Annotated in this window: 14 protein-coding genes and 4 pseudogenes; 10 read left to right on the forward strand and 8 right to left on the reverse strand. The window is 66.1% G+C overall.

Annotated elements, in window-relative coordinates:
- Window positions 1-17: 17 nt before the first annotated feature.
- From trpS to glgB, 4 genes are all read left to right on the forward strand, one after another.
- Window positions 18-1,118 (forward strand): tryptophan--tRNA ligase, encoded by a 1,101-nt coding sequence (gene trpS, locus BLT68_RS02785; RefSeq protein WP_074632682.1) that lies wholly within the window; start codon window positions 18-20, stop codon window positions 1,116-1,118.
- A gap of 25 nt (window positions 1,119-1,143) precedes the next feature.
- On the forward strand, window positions 1,144-1,401 hold the full coding sequence (locus BLT68_RS02790; RefSeq protein ID WP_070778190.1) for a hypothetical protein: 258 nt from the start codon (window positions 1,144-1,146) through the stop codon (window positions 1,399-1,401).
- Window positions 1,402-1,580: 179 nt separating this feature from the next.
- Window positions 1,581-3,623: a maltotransferase domain-containing protein gene (locus BLT68_RS02795; protein ID WP_070778189.1), complete on the forward strand. Its 2,043-nt coding sequence runs from the start codon at window positions 1,581-1,583 to the stop codon at window positions 3,621-3,623.
- A 143-nt stretch (window positions 3,624-3,766) separates the two neighbouring features.
- Entirely contained in the window at window positions 3,767-5,962 is a 2,196-nt protein-coding gene (gene glgB, locus BLT68_RS02800; protein ID WP_074632683.1) for a 1,4-alpha-glucan branching protein GlgB, read from the forward strand.
- Window positions 5,963-6,159: 197 nt separating this feature from the next.
- On the opposite strand, the gene BLT68_RS02805 is transcribed toward glgB, so the two are convergent.
- From BLT68_RS02805 to BLT68_RS02835, 8 genes and pseudogenes are all read right to left on the reverse strand, one after another.
- Window positions 6,160-7,068, reverse strand: a complete 909-nt coding sequence (locus BLT68_RS02805; protein WP_074632685.1) for a tetratricopeptide repeat protein — start codon at window positions 7,066-7,068, stop codon at window positions 6,160-6,162.
- 98 nt (window positions 7,069-7,166) lie between these two features.
- Window positions 7,167-8,165, reverse strand: coding sequence for a hypothetical protein (locus BLT68_RS02810; RefSeq protein WP_074632686.1), 999 nt, complete (start codon window positions 8,163-8,165; stop codon window positions 7,167-7,169).
- The gene (locus tag BLT68_RS02815) at window positions 8,162-9,655 is read right to left on the reverse strand and encodes a hypothetical protein (protein WP_074632718.1); all 1,494 of its coding nucleotides are present in this window, start codon (window positions 9,653-9,655) and stop codon (window positions 8,162-8,164) included. The genes BLT68_RS02810 and BLT68_RS02815 overlap by 4 nt, the downstream gene beginning before the upstream one ends.
- Before the next feature lie 150 nt (window positions 9,656-9,805).
- Entirely contained in the window at window positions 9,806-10,048 is a 243-nt protein-coding gene (locus BLT68_RS02820) for a hypothetical protein (RefSeq protein ID WP_074632720.1), read from the reverse strand.
- A gap of 50 nt (window positions 10,049-10,098) precedes the next feature.
- Window positions 10,099-11,289, reverse strand: coding sequence for an N-acetylglucosamine-6-phosphate deacetylase (locus tag BLT68_RS02825; protein WP_074632688.1), 1,191 nt, complete (start codon window positions 11,287-11,289; stop codon window positions 10,099-10,101).
- Between the two features lie 26 nt (window positions 11,290-11,315).
- On the reverse strand, window positions 11,316-12,023 hold the full coding sequence (locus BLT68_RS02830) for a DNA glycosylase AlkZ-like family protein (RefSeq protein ID WP_278246121.1): 708 nt from the start codon (window positions 12,021-12,023) through the stop codon (window positions 11,316-11,318).
- Complete coding sequence (locus tag BLT68_RS09480; RefSeq protein ID WP_278246122.1) at window positions 12,020-12,409, reverse strand: DNA glycosylase AlkZ-like family protein; 390 nt, start codon at window positions 12,407-12,409, stop codon at window positions 12,020-12,022. The genes BLT68_RS02830 and BLT68_RS09480 overlap by 4 nt, the downstream gene beginning before the upstream one ends.
- A gap of 8 nt (window positions 12,410-12,417) precedes the next feature.
- A pseudogene (locus BLT68_RS02835) lies at window positions 12,418-12,861 on the reverse strand (endonuclease NucS domain-containing protein); the annotation flags it as partial.
- Between the two features lie 50 nt (window positions 12,862-12,911).
- Here BLT68_RS02835 and BLT68_RS02840 point away from each other — a divergent pair.
- The 6 genes and pseudogenes from BLT68_RS02840 to BLT68_RS02865 all read left to right on the forward strand — a co-directional run.
- Window positions 12,912-13,359, forward strand: a pseudogene (locus tag BLT68_RS02840) (endonuclease NucS domain-containing protein); the annotation flags it as partial.
- The gene (locus tag BLT68_RS02845) at window positions 13,359-14,462 is read left to right on the forward strand and encodes a DNA glycosylase AlkZ-like family protein (protein WP_074632691.1); all 1,104 of its coding nucleotides are present in this window, start codon (window positions 13,359-13,361) and stop codon (window positions 14,460-14,462) included. The pseudogene BLT68_RS02840 and the gene BLT68_RS02845, both read left to right, overlap by 1 nt.
- Before the next feature lie 26 nt (window positions 14,463-14,488).
- Entirely contained in the window at window positions 14,489-15,679 is a 1,191-nt protein-coding gene (locus BLT68_RS02850; RefSeq protein ID WP_074632688.1) for an N-acetylglucosamine-6-phosphate deacetylase, read from the forward strand.
- Window positions 15,680-15,729: 50 nt separating this feature from the next.
- Window positions 15,730-15,971: pseudogene (locus tag BLT68_RS02855) on the forward strand (hypothetical protein).
- A 150-nt stretch (window positions 15,972-16,121) separates the two neighbouring features.
- Window positions 16,122-17,610 (forward strand): annotated as a pseudogene (locus BLT68_RS02860) (hypothetical protein).
- 64 nt (window positions 17,611-17,674) lie between these two features.
- Window positions 17,675-18,601, forward strand: a complete 927-nt coding sequence (locus tag BLT68_RS02865; RefSeq protein WP_242649297.1) for a hypothetical protein — start codon at window positions 17,675-17,677, stop codon at window positions 18,599-18,601.
- The last annotated feature ends 125 nt before the right edge of the window (window positions 18,602-18,726 follow it).

Raw genomic sequence — 18,726 nt, forward strand, 5'->3', positions numbered from 1 at the left:
CTGGTTAGGATCGAGGCATGACTCGCAGTGAAGATGCCCTGGAAACAGCCACCTCCGATGCTTCCCTGGCCCGCTCGAAAGCTCGCAGCGCCGAGATCGACCTGGCCATCGACCGTGATCCCTCGCGTTTCCGTATCCTGACGGGCGACCGCCCCACGGGACACCTGCATCTGGGCCACTACTTCGGCACCCTGCGGAACCGCGTTCTCCTCCAGGACCGCGGCGTCGAGACCTGGGTGTTGGTCGCCGACTACCAGGTCATCACGGACCGCGACGGCATGGGCCCCATTCGCGAGCGGGTTCTCGGCCTGGTTGCCGACTACCTCGCCGCGGGGATTGACCCGGGACGCTCGACGATCTTCAATCACTCGGCGGTGCCGGCGCTCAACCAGCTGATGCTGCCCTTCCTCTCGCTCGTCACCGAGTCGGAACTGCACCGCAATCCCACTGTGAAGGCGGAACTGGAGGCGGTCGAGGGGCGAGCGATGACCGGCCTCATGCTGACCTACCCCGTTCACCAGGCGGCGGACATCCTGTTTTGCAAGGCGAACATCGTTCCCGTGGGCCAGGACCAGCTGCCCCACCTGGAGCAGGCTCGCCTGATCGCGCAGCGTTTCGACAAGCGCTACGGTCGCGCAACGCCCGAGCGCCCCGTGTTCCCCCGTCCCGAGGCCCTCCTGTCCAAGGTGCCGCTGCTGCTGGGCACGGACGGACAGAAAATGTCCAAGTCTCGCGGAAACACGATCGAGCTGCGTATGAGCGCGGACGAGACCGCGAAGATCCTGAAGAAGGCAAAGACGGACGCCGAGCGTCGCATCACCTTCGACCCCGAGGGGCGCCCCGAGGTCTCCAACCTGCTCATGCTCGCCTCCCTGGCGACGGACGAAGATCCGGCGGCCATCGCCGAGCGCGTCGGCGACGCCGGCGCGGGCGCGCTGAAGTCCCTCGTCACCGAATCCCTTAACGAGATGCTCGCCCCCCTGCGAGCGCGCCGCGCCGAGCTGATCGCTCACGAAGATTACCTGCTGTCCGTCCTGCATGAGGGCAACGACCGCGCCAACGAGCAGGCGAATCAGACGCTGTCTGACGTTCGTACGGCCATGCGGATGAACTACTAATCCCTCACACACGATTGGAGGCCTCATGGCTTACGGAAACTTCCCCGAGCATCCGGACGACAGCGTCGGCGGGTGGATGCTCACCCTCTTCATCACAACCATCCCGCTGGTCGGTTTCATCTACCTGCTGGTGTTGGCCTTCTCCTCCGGCGGTTCCCCCTCCAAGAGAAACTTTGCCCGGGCCCTGTTTATCTGGCAGATCATCGGTGCCGTCGTCACGATCATCTTGTTCGTTCTTTTCGGAACCGCAATCTGGGCCGCCCTGCAAAACGGCGTGCACTAGAGCGCCGCAGGATCTCGCGGGGTGGCACCCATATGGGTGCCACCCCGCACCTTTTGAGCGGGACGGTGGGCAGCCCCGCTCCGCCGCACGCCTACTTTCACGTCGAGGAGGAACCGGCTGAAATTTCATGGCCAACCAGCACTTTCGCCTGGGCGTACCCATAGGCTAGTGTGAGAAGCGTGAGCGAGAACCTGCTGCCCCGTATCCCGATCATTGAGGTGTTTCCCGTCGTCGAAGACGGCACACTTGCCGCCAAGGCGACCGAAGGCGAGCCTTTCCCCATTCGCGCGACCGTTTTCCGCGAAGGGCACGACGCTTTCGCCGCCGAGGCCGTCCTGTTGCGTCCTGACGGGGGTGAGCACTCCCGTACGCGCATGGTCGACATTGCGCCCGGCCTGGACCGTTACGAGGCATGGGTGGCCGCCGACGCCCCCGGCGCCTGGTCGTTCCGCGTGGACTCGTGGGCGGACCCCTACGCGACGTGGCGCCAGAGCGCAACCGTCAAGGTGGGCGCGGGCGTCGACGTGGAGCTCATGCTGGAAGAGGGCGCCCGCCTCATGGAACGCGCGGCCGCGGGCAGCGCCCACGCAAACGCATCCCAGGAGCGCCCGTCCCCCTCGGACATTGATATCTTGAACGATGCTGCGCGCCGGTTGCGCGACACCACGCACTCCGCGCAGCAGCGCCTCTCCGCGGGCATCTCCTCTCGCGTTCGCCTCACCTTCCGTGACCACCCGCTGCGAGACCTCATCGGTTCCTCGCGGATCTACCGGCTGGATGTCGCCCGCACGAAGGCCCTGGCGGGAGCGTGGTACGAGATTTTCCCGCGCTCCGCTGGCGCTTTCCAGCGCCCCGACGGTTCCTGGGTGTCCGGCACCCTGGAGCATGCGGCCGAGGATCTCCCGCGCATCGCGGACATGGGCTTCGACGTGGTGTACCTGACCCCGATTCACCCGATCGGTACCACTTATCGAAAGGGCAAGAACAACTCGCTGACCGCCGCACCCGGCGATCCCGGTTCCCCCTACGGCATCGGCTCCCCCGAGGGCGGGCACGACGCCATTCACCCGGACCTGGGTGACTTCGGCGACTTCGACCGCTTTGTCGCGCGCGCCCGCCACCTGGGCCTGGAGGTCGCCCTGGACCTGGCCCTCCAGTGTTCGCCCGACCACCCGTGGGTGACCGACCACCCCGAATGGTTTACCACGCGCGCCGACGGCACCATCGCGTACGCGGAGAACCCCCCGAAGAAGTACCAGGATATCTACCCGCTGAATTTCGACAACGACCCGGAGGGCATCTACAACGCCATCCGAGACGTCATTGAGGTGTGGATCCGCCACGGCGTGACGATTTTCCGCGTGGACAACCCGCACACGAAGCCCATCCCTTTCTGGGAGCGCATGCTCGCCGACGTTAAGGGTGCCCACCCGGGCACGCTCTTCCTGGCCGAGGCATTCACCCGCCCCGCGATGATGCGCACTCTCGGAGCGGTCGGCTTCGACCAGTCCTACACCTACTTTGCGTGGCGGACTGCCAAGCGGGAGATCGAGGAGTACCTGCTTGAGGTCTCCCAGGACACCGCGCACCTTATGCGACCCGCGTTCTGGCCGACCACGCACGACATTCTCACCCCGCAGATGTGGGATGGCGGTACCGCGATCTTTGCGATCCGCGCGATGCTCGCCGCGCTGGGGTCGCCCACCTGGGGAATCTATTCGGGCTACGAGTTTGTCGAGAACGAGCCGCGCGGCGCCTTCCAGGAGCCGAATGACAACGAAAAGTACGAGTTCCGCCCCCGCCGGTGGGAGCTGGCCGACGACATCGGCATCTCGCGCCTATTCACCCTGCTCAATGCGGCGCGCGCCAAGCACCCCGCGCTGCGCCAGCTCCACCAGATCCGCATCCACCCCACCTCCTCGGATCGCCTGATCGCGTTCTCTCGTCAGGTGTCGGGCAAGTTCACGGACGACGGCACACCCGATACCGTCATCTGCGTGATCTCCCTGGATCCGCACAACGGCGTGGATGGCTCGGTCGAGCTCGACTTGGAGGCCATGGGCCTGGCCACGCCCGGCGGACACATCACGGTCGTCGATGAGCTGGATGGGCGCTCCTACGTGTGGGGGTCCTCTAACTGGGTGTCGTTGTCCCCCGTGACCCGCATCGGCCACGTATTCAAGGTGGAGCCCGCCCACTCATCGCCCTGGGCGCAGGCCTGACGCCCGCGCGGTGTACGGCGCGCCGTACACTGCGCCCTATTCGCCCATCGATCTGAGACCGGCTCCCGATTTCGCCGGCCAGACGTTAGACTACAGACACCAGTGAACTGAGCGGTTCACACCACCTGGAGTAAGGAAAATCCATGAGCTGCGAACTTACGCCGATCCCGGTCAATGACGACATCCTCGACGCCGTTGCCTCAGGCTCCTACTACTCGCCGCACTCCGTGCTCGGCGCGCACCTTGGCGACACGGGGGTCACGATTCGCACGGTCGCCCACCTGGCTGACGCCGTCGACATCATCACGCCCACCGGGGCCTACGCCGCCTCCCACGAATACGGAGGCGTGTGGGTTGCAGCCCTGCCCGGCAAGGAGGTTCCCGCCTACCGCGTGTCCGTCACCTACGGGGAGGACACTACTGTCCGCGACGACCCCTACCGCTATCTGCCCACCCTGGGCGAGATGGACACTTACCTGATCTCCGAGGGACGCCACGAGAACCTCTGGAAGGTCTTGGGCGCGCACGTGAAGACCTACACCGACGAGCTGGGCGAGACCACCGGCACGGCGTTTGCCGTGTGGGCGCCCAACGCGCGCGCCGTGCGCGTCGTCGGAGAGTTTAACTACTGGGATGGCACAGCCACCTCCATGCGTTCGCTCGGTTCCTCCGGCGTGTGGGAGATCTTCGTCCCCGAGGTCGGCGTGGGCGCTCGCTACAAGTTCGAGCTCCAAGGTCCCGGCGGCAACTGGTTCCAAAAGGCCGATCCTTTGGCCCGCGCCACGGAGATTCCCCCGGCCACGGCCTCGGTCGTAACCGACTATTTCCACACGTGGACCGACCAGGAATGGATGGATTCCAGGAAGGATGGCAACGTCCACGGCGGCCCCATGTCCGTCTACGAGGTGCACGCCGGTTCGTGGCGTCAGGGACTGGGCTATCGCGAGCTGGCCGACGAGCTGGTCCCCTACGTCAAGCAGATGGGATTCACGCACGTAGAGTTCATGCCGCTGGCCGAGCACCCCTTCGGCGGCTCGTGGGGATACCAGGTGACCTCGTATTTTGCTCCCACGTCGCGCTACGGAACGCCGGACGACTTCCGTTACCTGGTTGATGCCTTCCACCGCGAGGGCATCGGCGTCATCCTCGACTGGGTGCCCGCACACTTCCCGAAGGACGATTTCGCGCTGGCCCGCTTCGACGGCACCCCGCTGTACGAGGACCCCGACCCGCTGCGTGGCGAGCACCCGGACTGGGGCACCTACGTGTTCAATTTCGGCCGCCGCGAGGTGCGCAACTTCCTGGTCGCGAACGCCCTGTACTGGCTGGAAGACTTCCACATTGATGGCCTGCGCGTCGACGCGGTCGCCTCGATGCTCTACCTGGACTACTCGCGCAAGGACGGCCAGTGGCGTCCGAACCAGTACGGCGGGCGCGAGAACCTGGAGGCCATCGATTTCATCCAGGAGGCGAACGCGACCGCGTACCGCCGCCACCCAGGCATCGTGATGATCGCCGAGGAGTCCACGGCGTGGCCGGGCGTGACCGCTCCGACCAGCGGCGGTGGCCTAGGTTACGGCATGAAGTGGAACATGGGGTGGATGAACGACACCCTGCGTTACCTGAGCGAGGATCCGGTGAATCGTCGGTGGCATCACGGCGAGCTGACCTTCTCGCTGGTGTACGCGTTCTCCGAGAACTACGTGCTGCCGCTGTCGCACGACGAGGTCGTGCACGGCAAGGGATCGCTCATCTCGAAGATGCCGGGCGATAAGTGGCAGCGTCTCGCCGGCCTGCGTTCCCTCTACGCCTACCAGTGGAGCCACCCGGGCAAGCAGCTCATCTTCATGGGCCAGGAGATCGGCCAGGAACAGGAGTGGAACGAATCCTACTCCCTGGACTGGTGGCTCATGGATCAGGAGGGGCACGCGGGGGTGGCGCACCTGGTTGAGCGCCTCAACCGGATCTACACCTCCTCCCCCGCCATGTGGGACGACGACTACACGGGATTCGAGTGGATCGACGCCTCCGACGGCGACCACAACCTGATCTCTTACCTGCGTAAGGGGTCGGACGCCGACGGCAACCGCGAGGTCGTGGTGTGCGTGTCCAACTTTGCGGGTAATCCGCACGAGGGCTACCGGGTCGGCCTGCCTTTCGGCGGCGAATGGGTGGAGATTATGAACACCGATGCCGAAGAGTTCGGCGGTTCGGGAGTGGTCAACGTCGGTACGATTATCGCCGAGGACACCCCGTGGAACGGCCGCCCGGTGTCCGCTCAGCTGCGCGTCCCGCCACTGGGTGCCGTATGGCTGGCGCCCGCCTCGCAGGTGCGCTGACCGCTTCCTTCCGTTATCAGGGACGAGGCCGGGGCTGGGAAAACAGCTCCGGCCTCGTTCGCGATCATCGCGTGTCGTGCGCGGGTAAACGCCGTCGGGCTTGCAAGAAATCCGCTCGTCCCCGGTCTGTTAGACCGTTCCGATGGTAGCACTTGCGACCCGATGAGTTCGCGTCGGGGCCCCTCGCGGCTGCATTCTCACATGAGCAGCATCGCCAGGCGCGTGCGCGCTTTTGTCACCTCGGGGGTCGATCCGGCGACGCGGAAGAGGTCGAGCAGGCGCAGGCGCAGAGCGTCGCGTTCCCGGTCGTCGGTGGCCGATCCGATCAGGTTGAGCAGCGCATCGAAGGCTACGGCGGCGTCGCCCGCCGCGAAGAGGGCGTCGGCGCGCGCGGCGGGATCCGAGCGGTCGGCGTCGGCGCTGCGCGCCGCGAGGCGCACGCGAGACAGGTGCGCCTTGGCGGCTTCGTCACGCGGGTTCAGCTCGATGACCTTCTCCCAGCCCGCGATCGCTTCGTCCAGGCGTCCCTCGGCCTCGGCGGAGAGCGGTGCCTCGTGTTCGGGAGGGATCGGGGCCACCGTATCCGCCGCGGCAACGGCGATGCGCGCCGTTACGCCCATCTGAGCGGCGGCCTCGAGAACCTGTGCAATAACGGGAAGCACCTGTTCCTTCGCCGCGCTCCCCTGGAAGAGCGGAACGGGGCGTCCACCCACCAGGGCGACGACCGTGGGAACGGCCTGGATTTGGAAGGCCTGTGCGATCTGCGGGGCCTGGTCGATGTCGATCTCGACCAGCTGGAACGCGCCCGCCTGCTCGCGCGTTATCGCCTCCAGCATGGCCAGGGTCGGCTTCGACTCCAGGGATCGGGAGGACCACATGACGAGGACGACCGGGACGGTCTGCGACGTTGACAGGACTCCCTCAAAATCGGCCTCGCCTATAGATGTGATGAGTGGCAGGTGCAACCCCTCTCCGGCCGGAGGTGCCGTGGGCGTGTCCTCCCGGGTGAGCGCGGTCGCGCGCGCCGACAGATCGATAGCTCCGTGCGAATCGGCGGGAGTCGGGGCCGCCTCGGGCGCTGCGGAACGTGAATCTGACGTGTTCATCGTGGTCCTATCTAACTTAAGTTTTCTTCCTACTCGATGATAGGCGTAGTCCCCGCGCCACTTGGTCGCGGGGACGAGCTCTGCGCTGAGGGTGAAACTCAGCCCGGGCTGCTGGAGGAATCCAGGCTGACCGAGACGATGGTTCGTTCTCCCCCGACGACCTGGATGGTTCCGCCGGCGCTCTGCGACGGGATGCGCATGAGGACGGTCGCCAGGTAGTCCACTGTCGCTGATCCCTCCACGCTCGTGCCTGAGGAGCTGAGCGCCGCCGTATTCCCGGCGAGGCTCATGGTCGCCCCCGCGACTGTCCTCTGGTAGGTGAGGGTGTACTTGAAGTTGGCGGCCACCAGTGCCGATCCATCCTGCAAGACCAGGCCCGAGATCGGGTAGTCCGACGCTGTCGCGGCAGCCGTCACGGTGCCGGCCGCGCTGACGGACGAATTAATGTCCGCCACGTTCGACAGGTACAACTTCGTGAACTCATCCGCGACGAATTGAGTGGTGTCTTGGCTGCCGGAGTTCAGCATCGTAATGTACTGCGCCAGAGCCGTGTCGGGGCTCACGGTGAAGCCGTCGGAGGTGCCGGTGACGTACGCCGATCCGGTGCCGACGGGCGGCAGCGTCAGCTGGGTGCCGCCCAGGAGGCGAGCGTAGTTGGTCAGCTGATAGTCGGAACGAGCCGAGTCCTGCACGTACACCTGCAGGACCGGCAGGGCTGTAGAGGACGATCCAGAGATGTTGAAGATCGCACGGGGCCACGATTCAGAGTTCGTGATCGCCAGCGAGGTGGGGGTGAAGTCGAGGGTCTGCGGAGTCTGCCCCGTCGCACTCGCGAGCGCGTACTGCGCGGTCCGGGTCGCCAGGGCGCCCTGCGAAACACGCCCAGACAGGTCGGAGGCGTTCAGTGAGCCGTCCGCCTTCGTCATAGCCGTACCGGCCTCACCAAGCACGGAAGAGATGCGCTCCAGGTCAAGGTTCGCCGCGCTCTGGGCGTCAGCCTCCGACTGGGCGACAATCTCGCCCGAGCACGCGCTGATCCCGAGGGTAGAGGCCAAGAGCAGGGTGGCGGTTGCCGTCGCCAGTGTCCGTCGTTTCATCGCCTATCCTCTTCGCCCTCTGTGAGCCAGCCGGACATGATCGACGTCCAGCCTCCGGTCGCCGAAGCGTCATCGTCGGGGGCCGAGGTCGGTGCGGGTGTCTGCTCGGAGTTTTGGGGACGGGTCACGGGGATCAATCCAGTGTTGAATTCCTGGCCGTCCACCACGACAATGTGCTCGCCGTTATTGCGGGCTTCGCGCAGTGCGCGACGCGACGGCAGGGTGCGCCCACCCCGAATACCAGACAGATCGATGACGCCGGTGTCCGTCGTGGCGCGCTCGGGCGGATCCTGATCGATCGGCCCCTGCTCCAGGCCGTGACGACCGCGACGCTTCAGGGTGTCCGTTAACGGATCGGGGACGTAATCGTCTTGGCCGCGCTCGGCGACGTCCGGATCGATCGCGCGCTCCGGGTCGTGATGGCCGCGACGCTTCACGGTGTCCCTCAATGGATCGGGAACGTAGGCGTCCTGACCGACGGCCTCGGTGCCCGGATCGGGGGTCGCTAACCGCTCGGCCGCTTCCCTCCTGTCCTGATACGAGGCCGGGGGAACGTCGCGAATTGCCGTGTCTTCTATGGAAGGCTCCAGGGGTACCACATCCTCGGGGGACGCCGCTAAGCCAGCGGCTGCCCACTCATCACTTTGTTCGGTCTTGTGCTGCGCGCCCGACGGGCCGCTCATATTTTCTCGCTCCGCTGCCCCGTCGGTATCGGGGGCGGGAGATGATCCACGGTCGGCGGCGACGCGCTCGGCGACTGCCGCGGAGTTGATCGAGGCGGTTTCAAGGGAATCGGCCTTACGGCGTTCCTCGATGCGCGCGGCACGAATCCTGCGCAAGCGCAGCAGCTGCCAACGCGTCAGGAACAGCGCGAGCGCGATCAGGGCAAACACGCAGGCGGCAAGGAAGGCGATGATCGCCAGCGTGTTCGTCTGCTCAACCTTCCACGTGAGCGTGAGCGTCAGGTCGCCCGCGCCGGCCGCGGACACCGCCAGGGCGGACTTTCCGGCCGACACGTTCTCCAGGTCCAAGCTCACGGTTCCCTCGCCGCTGGCCTTCTTGAACCACATGTCGGAGGAGGCCAGCTGCGACACCAGATCCGCGGACGTGGGTTCCTTCAGGGGCTGGGCGCCCGACTGCACGCCGGACTGCGACGGCCCGGTCGGTGTCGTATTTCCCGACGAAACGGCCTCGTGTGACTCGGCTTTCAGCTTCTTGCGATCCGACTCCACGCCGATGACCTCGGTGTAGGCCGCGTCGCCGATCCACCCCTTGACGTCCTGCGTCGTACCGATGCCCAGCGTCACGGCTGCACCCGACTTCGACGTCGCAGTGACTGTCACGTCATCCTTCACGATCGACAGCACGTTGCCGCGCGTCATGATCAGATCCGTCGCCGATTCGACCGACGAGACCTGTTGCGTCGGGGGTCGGAGTACGGTCACGCCGAGCAGCCCGACGAGGACGCATACGAGAGAGACAACGCCCATCGACGCTGCCACCACGTATCGCTTAAGAAATTCCACGGTTGCTCCTCATCTCCATGCCCACGCTGAGGGCATTATTCAGTCCCCACTCTACGTGCTAACCACAGCAACGACCGTGTTCGCACGCGAGGCAGTGATACATCACATCCATAGCTACACCGGTCGAAGCCCGCGCCGCCAGCATTCGGAGTGCCAGTGGCGGCGCCCATTCACCCCCTGAGGCAGCCCGAAGGGGGTCTCCTCCGGCCATGCCACCACGTGAGCGGTACCCTTCAGGATCGGGCGCAGGCAGGCCGGACACGTGTACTCCTTGGAGGCACTGGGCAAATGGCGCACTTGGTAGTCCCCGCCGTCGGGACCGCGTTCCGTGCGCGCCGCAGAGGCGAGGCGGTCCATCTGCAGGGGGCGCGCCTCACCCCACGGTCGCTTCTTGCTGCGTTTACCTCTCACGCGACTACAGTGCCACGGCGCCACACGCGGTGCACGTTCAGCTGCGCGTCAACCTCGACGACGTCCGCCTTCTTACCGGCGGCGAGCGAACCGATCGTGTCGTCGCCCAGTATGGTGGCACCCTGGGCGGACGCCATGTAGACGGCATCCACCAGAGGGATGCCGCCGCGGGTGACGGCGACGCGCACGCAGTCCAGCAGGTGCGCAGTGCCTCCAGCGATCGCGTTGCCCTGGGCGAGGCGCGCAACGCCGTCCCTGACGACGACGTCCTGAGGCCCCAGCGTGTACTCGCCGTCGGGCATGCCCGCGGCGGCCATCGCGTCGGTAACGAACACGACGTGCTCGCGCCCCACCATCTCGTACACGTCACGCACCAGCGTCGGGTCGACGTGGATCGAATCGCAGATCAGCTCGACGACCGCGCCGCCGCGCGCCGCGTCCGACAAAAACTCGGCGACCGGACCCGTGTCACGGTGGTGCAGGGGCCGCATGCCATTGAACAGGTGCGTGATCGTTGCCCGAGGGCCACGCTTTGTCTTCACCTCCGCGAATCGCTCGCGGGAGTATTCCAGCGCCTGGCGCGCCATGACCGAATTGGAGTCCGTGTGGCCCCACGAGGGCAGCGCTCCCCCATCGATGAGCGCTTCGGCCACAGAACCCGGGCCGTACGCTCCGGGTTTTTCCGGGGCGAGCGTCATCGACAGCGCGTGTCCCTGGCAGTCCTTGAGCAGTGTCAGCGTTAGGGAAGGATCGGGGTCGATGATGTAGGTCGGATCCTGTGCTCCGCAGCGCTCGTGGGAGACGAAGGGGCCCTCAAAGTGGATGCCCGCAATCTCGGAATCGTTCGCCAGCTGGGCCAGCGTCGCGGCACGTCTGCGCAGCACGTCCGCCGAAGCGGTCACGCAGGAGGCAACCAGGGAAGTCGTCCCGTGGCGGCGATGCTCCATGACGGCCACGAGGGCGGCCTCGGCAGTCTCGGCGTTCGGGAAGGATTCACCGCCTCCGCCGTGGCAGTGAACGTCCACCAGGCCGGGCAGGAAGGTCGAATCCGATGCCTCGGGCAGCGCAGCGTCGTAGTTTGACACGGGGCAGATGCGGGTAATGGTAGAGCCGTCGATCTCAATAATTCCGTCGTCGACAACGGAATCTTCCAGCACCAGGCGGCCACGCAGCACACAATCAGTCATGTCCTCATTGTGGCACACCTGACAGTTCAGCGCCGCTTCTCAAACAACCAATCTCCCCAGCGCGCCATTTCACGCTGAGCTTCTTCCGCATAGGAGGAGCCTCCCTCGGTGAAGGTAAGGTCACCGCCGGGAGAACGCGCCGCAACGACCCGTCCGTTCGCAACGACGATGGGGCGGAACATCCCATTCGCCCCAGGACAGATGAGGGCCTCACCAGCCCGGTCGGTCAGGCACGAACGGTCACGATACCCAACATGCAGCTCGTCGAAGGAGGGCAGCGCAAACACTGCCCGGGCCTCGTCGCGGCTACGTTCGACAAGGTCATCAATATCGGCCCGCGCGACGCGCCCCTCACGCGAGATGAGCGGCCGACCGATACTCTCGCCGATCTGGGCCGAACCCGCCAGCGCACGACGCGCCTCGGTGAGCGTCAGCCCCGCCCACCGAGCAAGGTCCGCAGCATCCACGGGGCCGTGTCCCCACGCGTAGCGGGCGGCCAGGAGCGCGAGCGCCTCCTCGTGCCCGGACTCCCCCTTCGCGACGCCCGGAGCGCCCGGCAGCTGCCGGGCATCAACGATCAGGTGCTCCCCGCCCCGGAGCGGACCAGAGACGAGCACGCCGTCGAGGAAAAGCCTCTTGACCAGATGACGTTGCCGCACCCCGCCTACAGCTCCCGAGGTGACGGTTGCGATACCAGCCTCATCCCAGGCGCGGATGACCTCGCTGCGGCTCACACCCGAGGGTTCTCTCCCAGCAGCTCGAACACCGCCGCCGCGGCGTTCTCGACGAGAGCATCGCTGAGCCCCAACCCCGTCGATTGACGAATCCACGAAGCGTATCGGTGGCGCAGCAACCGACGCAGCCAGTGATGATCGCGCGCGCTTGTCACATGCAACGTGTCGCGCATCGGCCAGGATCGGACGAGCTCACCCGAATGGAAGGACTCGGCGACCTGAGCGCGCGTGACCGCGGTGCAGCGCGCGCCGATCGCCCACGGGATCGCACGCACCATCTGGCCTTGGACAGCGAGCAGCAACTCGACGGCGGCCACGGGATCGCTGCCGCGTGTGAGCGGCACCAGCCCCTGGGCGACGATGCGCGCCAGGCTGGTATCGGCCACCGCCACCATCAGAACAGCCTGGAGGATGGATCGTCAAAACCGCGCATCGCGTCGTAGTCCAGCACCACGCAGCGAATCCCACGGTCCTCGGCCAGCGTGCGCGCCTGCTTCGTGATCTCCTGCGCCGCAAAGATCCCCGTCACGTCCCCTAAAAGCGCGTCTCGCCCCAGCAGGGACAGGTAGCGCGTCAGCTGCTCGACGCCGTCGATGCCGCCCCGACGCTTCACCTCGATCGCCACGTGCCCTCCTTGAGCATCGCGCACCATCAGGTCTACCGGTCCGACCGGCGTCGGGTACTCACGGCGCACCAGCTCCCACCCCTCGCCGAGGACCTGAGGAACCTGCTCCGCCAGCAGCTCCTGTAGGTGGGCCTCCACGCCGTCCTTGATCAGCCCCGGATCCACGCCCAGGTTCTCCGACACGTCAGCGATCACGTCGTGGATGCGGATCACGCAGGCGGTCTGTGACCTGCTTGTCAAGCGTGAACAAGACACGACGACACAAGCTGGTGATCCGCATCCACGACGTGATCGCTGACGTGTCGGAGAACCTGGGCGTGGATCCGGGCTGATCAAGGACGGCGTGGAGGCCACCTACAGGAGCTGCTGGCGGAGCAGGTTCCTCAGGTCCTCGGCGAGGGGTGGGAGCTGGTGCGCCGTGAGTACCCGACGCCGGTCGGACCGGTAGACCTGATGGTGCGCGATGCTCAAGGAGGGCACGTGGCGATCGAGGTGAAGCGTCGGGGCGGCATCGACGGCGTCGAGCAGCTGACGCGCTACCTGTCCCTGCTGGGGCGAGACGCGCTTTTAGGGGACGTGACGGGGATCTTTGCGGCGCAGGAGATCACGAAGCAGGCGCGCACGCTGGCCGAGGACCGTGGGATTCGCTGCGTGGTGCTGGACTACGACGCGATGCGCGGTTTTGACGATCCATCCTCCAGGCTGTTCTGATGGTGGCGGTGGCCGATACCAGCCTGGCGCGCATCGTCGCCCAGGGGCTGGTGCCGCTCACACGCGGCAGCGATCCCGTGGCCGCCGTCGAGTTGCTGCTCGCTGTCCAAGGCCAGATGGTGCGTGCGATCCCGTGGGCGATCGGCGCGCGCTGCACCGCGGTCACGCGCGCTCAGGTCGCCGAGTCCTTCCATTCGGGTGAGCTCGTCCGATCCTGGCCGATGCGCGACACGTTGCATGTGACAAGCGCGCGCGATCATCACTGGCTGCGTCGGTTGCTGCGCCACCGATACGCTTCGTGGATTCGTCAATCGACGGGGTTGGGGCTCAGCGATGCTCTCGTCGAGAACGCCGCGGCGGCGGTGTTCGAGCTGCTGGGAGAGAACCCCTCGGGTGTGAGCCGCAGCGAGGTCATCCGCGCCTGGGATGAGGCTGGTATCGCAACCGTCACCTCGGGAGCTGTAGGCGGGGTGCGGCAACGTCATCTGGTCAAGAGGCTTTTCCTCGACGGCGTGCTCGTCTCTGGTCCGCTCCGGGGCGGGGAGCACCTGATCGTTGATGCCCGGCAGCTGCCGGGCGCTCCGGGCGTCGCGAAGGGGGAGTCCGGGCACGAGGAGGCGCTCGCGCTCCTGGCCGCCCGCTACGCGTGGGGACACGGCCCCGTGGATGCTGCGGACCTTGCTCGGTGGGCGGGGCTGACGCTCACCGAGGCGCGTCGTGCGCTGGCGGGTTCGGCCCAGATCGGCGAGAGTATCGGTCGGCCGCTCATCTCGCGTGAGGGGCGCGTCGCGCGGGCCGATATTGATGACCTTGTCGAACGTAGCCGCGACGAGGCCCGGGCAGTGTTTGCGCTGCCCTCCTTCGACGAGCTGCATGTTGGGTATCGTGACCGTTCGTGCCTGACCGACCGGGCTGGTGAGGCCCTCATCTGTCCTGGGGCGAATGGGATGTTCCGCCCCATCGTCGTTGCGAACGGACGGGTCGTTGCGGCGCGTTCTCCCGGCGGTGACCTTACCTTCACCGAGGGAGGCTCCTCCTATGCGGAAGAAGCTCAGCGTGAAATGGCGCGCTGGGGAGATTGGTTGTTTGAGAAGCGGCGCTGAACTGTCAGGTGTGCCACAATGAGGACATGACTGATTGTGTGCTGCGTGGCCGCCTGGTGCTGGAAGATTCCGTTGTCGACGACGGAATTATTGAGATCGACGGCTCTACCATTACCCGCATCTGCCCCGTGTCAAACTACGACGCTGCGCTGCCCGAGGCATCGGATTCGACCTTCCTGCCCGGCCTGGTGGACGTTCACTGCCACGGCGGAGGCGGTGAATCCTTCCCGAACGCCGAGACTGCCGAGGCCGCCCTCGTGGCCGTCATGGAGCATCGCCGCCACGGGACGACTTCCCTGGTTGCCTCCTGCGTGACCGCTTCGGCGGACGTGCTGCGCAGACGTGCCGCGACGCTGGCCCAGCTGGCGAACGATTCCGAGATTGCGGGCATCCACTTTGAGGGCCCCTTCGTCTCCCACGAGCGCTGCGGAGCACAGGATCCGACCTACATCATCGACCCCGATCCTTCCCTAACGCTGACACTGCTCAAGGACTGCCAGGGACACGCGCTGTCGATGACGCTCGCCCCGGAAAAACCCGGAGCGTACGGCCCGGGTTCTGTGGCCGAAGCGCTCATCGATGGGGGAGCGCTGCCCTCGTGGGGCCACACGGACTCCAATTCGGTCATGGCGCGCCAGGCGCTGGAATACTCCCGCGAGCGATTCGCGGAGGTGAAGACAAAGCGTGGCCCTCGGGCAACGATCACGCACCTGTTCAATGGCATGCGGCCCCTGCACCACCGTGACACGGGTCCGGTCGCCGAGTTTTTGTCGGACGCGGCGCGCGGCGGCGCGGTCGTCGAGCTGATCTGCGATTCGATCCACGTCGACCCGACGCTGGTGCGTGACGTGTACGAGATGGTGGGGCGCGAGCACGTCGTGTTCGTTACCGACGCGATGGCCGCCGCGGGCATGCCCGACGGCGAGTACACGCTGGGGCCTCAGGACGTCGTCGTCAGGGACGGCGTTGCGCGCCTCGCCCAGGGCAACGCGATCGCTGGAGGCACTGCGCACCTGCTGGACTGCGTGCGCGTCGCCGTCACCCGCGGCGGCATCCCTCTGGTGGATGCCGTCTACATGGCGTCCGCCCAGGGTGCCACCATACTGGGCGACGACACGATCGGTTCGCTCGCCGCCGGTAAGAAGGCGGACGTCGTCGAGGTTGACGCGCAGCTGAACGTGCACCGCGTGTGGCGCCGTGGCACTGTAGTCGCGTGAGAGGTAAACGCAGCAAGAAGCGACCGTGGGGTGAGGCGCGCCCCCTGCAGATGGACCGCCTCGCCTCTGCGGCGCGCACGGAACGCGGTCCCGACGGCGGGGACTACCAAGTGCGCCATTTGCCCAGTGCCTCCAAGGAGTACACGTGTCCGGCCTGCCTGCGCCCGATCCTGAAGGGTACCGCTCACGTGGTGGCATGGCCGGAGGAGACCCCCTTCGGGCTGCCTCAGGGGTGAATGGGCGCCGCCACTGGCACTCCGAATGCTGGCGGCGCGGGCTTCGACCGGTGTAGCTATGGATGTGATGTATCACTGCCTCGCGTGCGAACACGGTCGTTGCTGTGGTTAGCACGTAGAGTGGGGACTGAATAATGCCCTCAGCGTGGGCATGGAGATGAGGAGCAACCGTGGAATTTCTTAAGCGATACGTGGTGGCAGCGTCGATGGGCGTTGTCTCTCTCGTATGCGTCCTCGTCGGGCTGCTCGGCGTGACCGTACTCCGACCCCCGACGCAACAGGTCTCGTCGGTCGAATCGGCGACGGATCTGATCATGACGCGCGGCAACGTGCTGTCGATCGTGAAGGATGACGTGACAGTCACTGCGACGTCGAAGTCGGGTGCAGCCGTGACGCTGGGCATCGGTACGACGCAGGACGTCAAGGGTGGATCGGCGACGCGGCCTACACCGAGGTCATCGGCGTGGAGTCGGATCGCAAGAAGCTGAAAGCCGAGTCACACGAGGCCGTTTCGTCGGGAAATACGACACCGACCGGGCCGTCGCAGTCCGGCGTGCAGTCGGGCGCCCAGCCCTGAAGGAACCCACGTCCGCGGATCTGGTGTCGCAGCTGGCCTCCTCCGACATGTGGTTCAAGAAGGCCAGCGGCGAGGAACCGTGAGCTTGGACCTGGAGAACGTGTCGGCCGGAAAGTCCGCCCTGGCGGTGTCCGCGGCCGGCGCGGGCGACCTGACGCTCACGCTCACGTGGAAGGTTGAGCAGACGAACCGCTGGCGATCATCGCCTTCCTTGCCGCCTGCGTGTTTGCCCTGATCGCGCTCGCGCTGTTCCTGACGCGTTGGCAGCTGCTGCGCTTGCGCAGGATTCGTGCCGCGCGCATCGAGGAACGCCGTAAGGCCGATTCCCTTGAAACCGCCTCGATCAACTCCGCGGCAGTCGCCGAGCGCGTCGCCGCCGACCGTGGATCATCTCCCGCCCCCGATACCGACGGGGCAGCGGAGCGAGAAAATATGAGCGGCCCGTCGGGCGCGCAGCACAAGACCGAACAAAGTGATGAGTGGGCAGCCGCTGGCTTAGCGGCGTCCCCGAGGATGTGGTACCCCTGGAGCCTTCCATAGAAGACACGGCAATTCGCGACGTTCCCCCGGCCTCGTATCAGGACAGGAGGGAAGCGGCCGAGCGGTTAGCGACCCCCGATCCGGGCACCGAGGCCGTCGGTCAGGACGCCTACGTTCCCGATCCATTGAGGGACACCGTGAAGCGTCGCGGCCATCACGACCCGGAGCGCGCGATCGATCCGGACGTCGCCGAGCGCGGCCAAGACGATTACGTCCCCGATCCGTTAACGGACACCCTGAAGCGTCGCGGTCGTCACGGCCTGGAGCAGGGGCCGATCGATCAGGATCCGCCCGAGCGCGCCACGACGGACACCGGCGTCATCGATCTGTCTGGTATTCGGGGTGGGCGCACCCTGCCGTCGCGTCGCGCACTGCGCGAAGCCCGCAATAACGGCGAGCACATTGTCGTGGTGGACGGCCAGGAATTCAACACTGGATTGATCCCCGTGACCCGTCCCCAAAACTCCGAGCAGACACCCGCACCGACCTCGGCCCCCGACGATGACGCTTCGGCGACCGGAGGCTGGACGTCGATCATGTCCGGCTGGCTCACAGAGGGCGAAGAGGATAGGCGATGAAACGACGGACACTGGCGACGGCAACCGCCACCCTGCTCTTGGCCTCTACCCTCGGGATCAGCGCGTGCTCGGCGAGATTGTCGCCCAGTCGGAGGCTGACGCCCAGAGCGCGGCGAACCTTGACCTGGAGCGCATCTCTTCCGTGCTTGGTGAGGCCGGTACGGCTATGACGAAGGCGGACGGCTCACTGAACGCCTCCGACCTGTCTGGGCGTGTTTCGCAGGGCGCCCTGGCGACCCGGACCGCGCAGTACGCGCTCGCGAGTGCGACGGGGCAGACTCCGCAGACCCTCGACTTCACCCCCACCTCGCTGGCGATCACGAACTCTGAATCGTGGCCCCGTGCGATCTTCAACATCTCTGGATCGTCCTCTACAGCCCTGCCGGTCCTGCAGGTGTACGTGCAGGACTCGGCTCGTTCCGACTATCAGCTGACCAACTACGCTCGCCTCCTGGGCGGCACCCAGCTGACGCTGCCGCCCGTCGGCACCGGATCGGCGTACGTCACCGGCACCTCCGACGGCTTCACCGTGAGCCCCGACACGGCTCTGGCGCAGTACATTACGATGCTGAACTCCGGCAGCCAAGACACCACTCAATTCGTCGCGGATGAGTTCACGAAGTTGTACCTGTCGAACGTGGCGGACATTAATTCGTCCGTCAGCGCGGCCGGCACCGTGACGGCTGCCGCGACAGCGTCGGACTACCCGATCTCGGGCCTGGTCTTGCAGGATGGATCGGCACTGGTGGCCGCCAACTTCAAGTACACCCTCACCTACCAGAGGACAGTCGCGGGGGCGACCATGAGCCTCGCCGGGAATACGGCGGCGCTCAGCTCCTCAGCACGAGCGTGGAGGGATCAGCGACAGTGGACTACCTGGCGACCGTCCTCATGCGCATCCGTCGCAGAGCGCCGGCGGAACCATCCAGTCGTCGGGGGAGAACGAACCATCGTCTCGGTCAGCCTGGATTCCTCCAGCAGCCCGGGCTGAGTTTCACCCTCAGCGCAGAGCTCGTCCCCGCGACCAAGTGGCGCGGGGACTACGCCTATCATCGAGTAGGAAGAAAACTTAAGTTAGATAGGACCACGATGAACACGTCAGATTCACGTTCCGCA

The sequence above is a fragment of the Schaalia meyeri genome (assembly GCF_900105015.1).
In the GTDB taxonomy this organism is placed as follows: Bacteria; Actinomycetota; Actinomycetes; order Actinomycetales; family Actinomycetaceae; genus Pauljensenia; species Pauljensenia meyeri.

Bases quoted from the DNA above. Each gene is read 5' to 3' on its own strand.
- trpS (WP_074632682.1), top strand. From the start codon at position 18: ATGACTCGCAGTGAAGATGCCCTGGAAACAGCCACCTCCGATGCTTCC.
- BLT68_RS02790 (WP_070778190.1), top strand. From the start codon at position 1,144: ATGGCTTACGGAAACTTCCCCGAGCATCCGGACGACAGCGTCGGCGGG.
- glgB (WP_074632683.1), top strand. From the start codon at position 3,767: ATGAGCTGCGAACTTACGCCGATCCCGGTCAATGACGACATCCTCGAC.
- BLT68_RS02805 (WP_074632685.1), bottom strand. From the start codon at position 7,068: ATGAACACGTCAGATTCACGTTCCGCAGCGCCCGAGGCGGCCCCGACT.
- BLT68_RS02810 (WP_074632686.1), bottom strand. From the start codon at position 8,165: ATGAAACGACGGACACTGGCGACGGCAACCGCCACCCTGCTCTTGGCC.
- BLT68_RS02815 (WP_074632718.1), bottom strand. From the start codon at position 9,655: ATGGGCGTTGTCTCTCTCGTATGCGTCCTCGTCGGGCTGCTCGGCGTG.
- BLT68_RS02820 (WP_074632720.1), bottom strand. From the start codon at position 10,048: ATGGACCGCCTCGCCTCTGCGGCGCGCACGGAACGCGGTCCCGACGGC.
- BLT68_RS02825 (WP_074632688.1), bottom strand. From the start codon at position 11,289: ATGACTGATTGTGTGCTGCGTGGCCGCCTGGTGCTGGAAGATTCCGTT.
- BLT68_RS02845 (WP_074632691.1), top strand. From the start codon at position 13,359: ATGGTGGCGGTGGCCGATACCAGCCTGGCGCGCATCGTCGCCCAGGGG.
- BLT68_RS02850 (WP_074632688.1), top strand. From the start codon at position 14,489: ATGACTGATTGTGTGCTGCGTGGCCGCCTGGTGCTGGAAGATTCCGTT.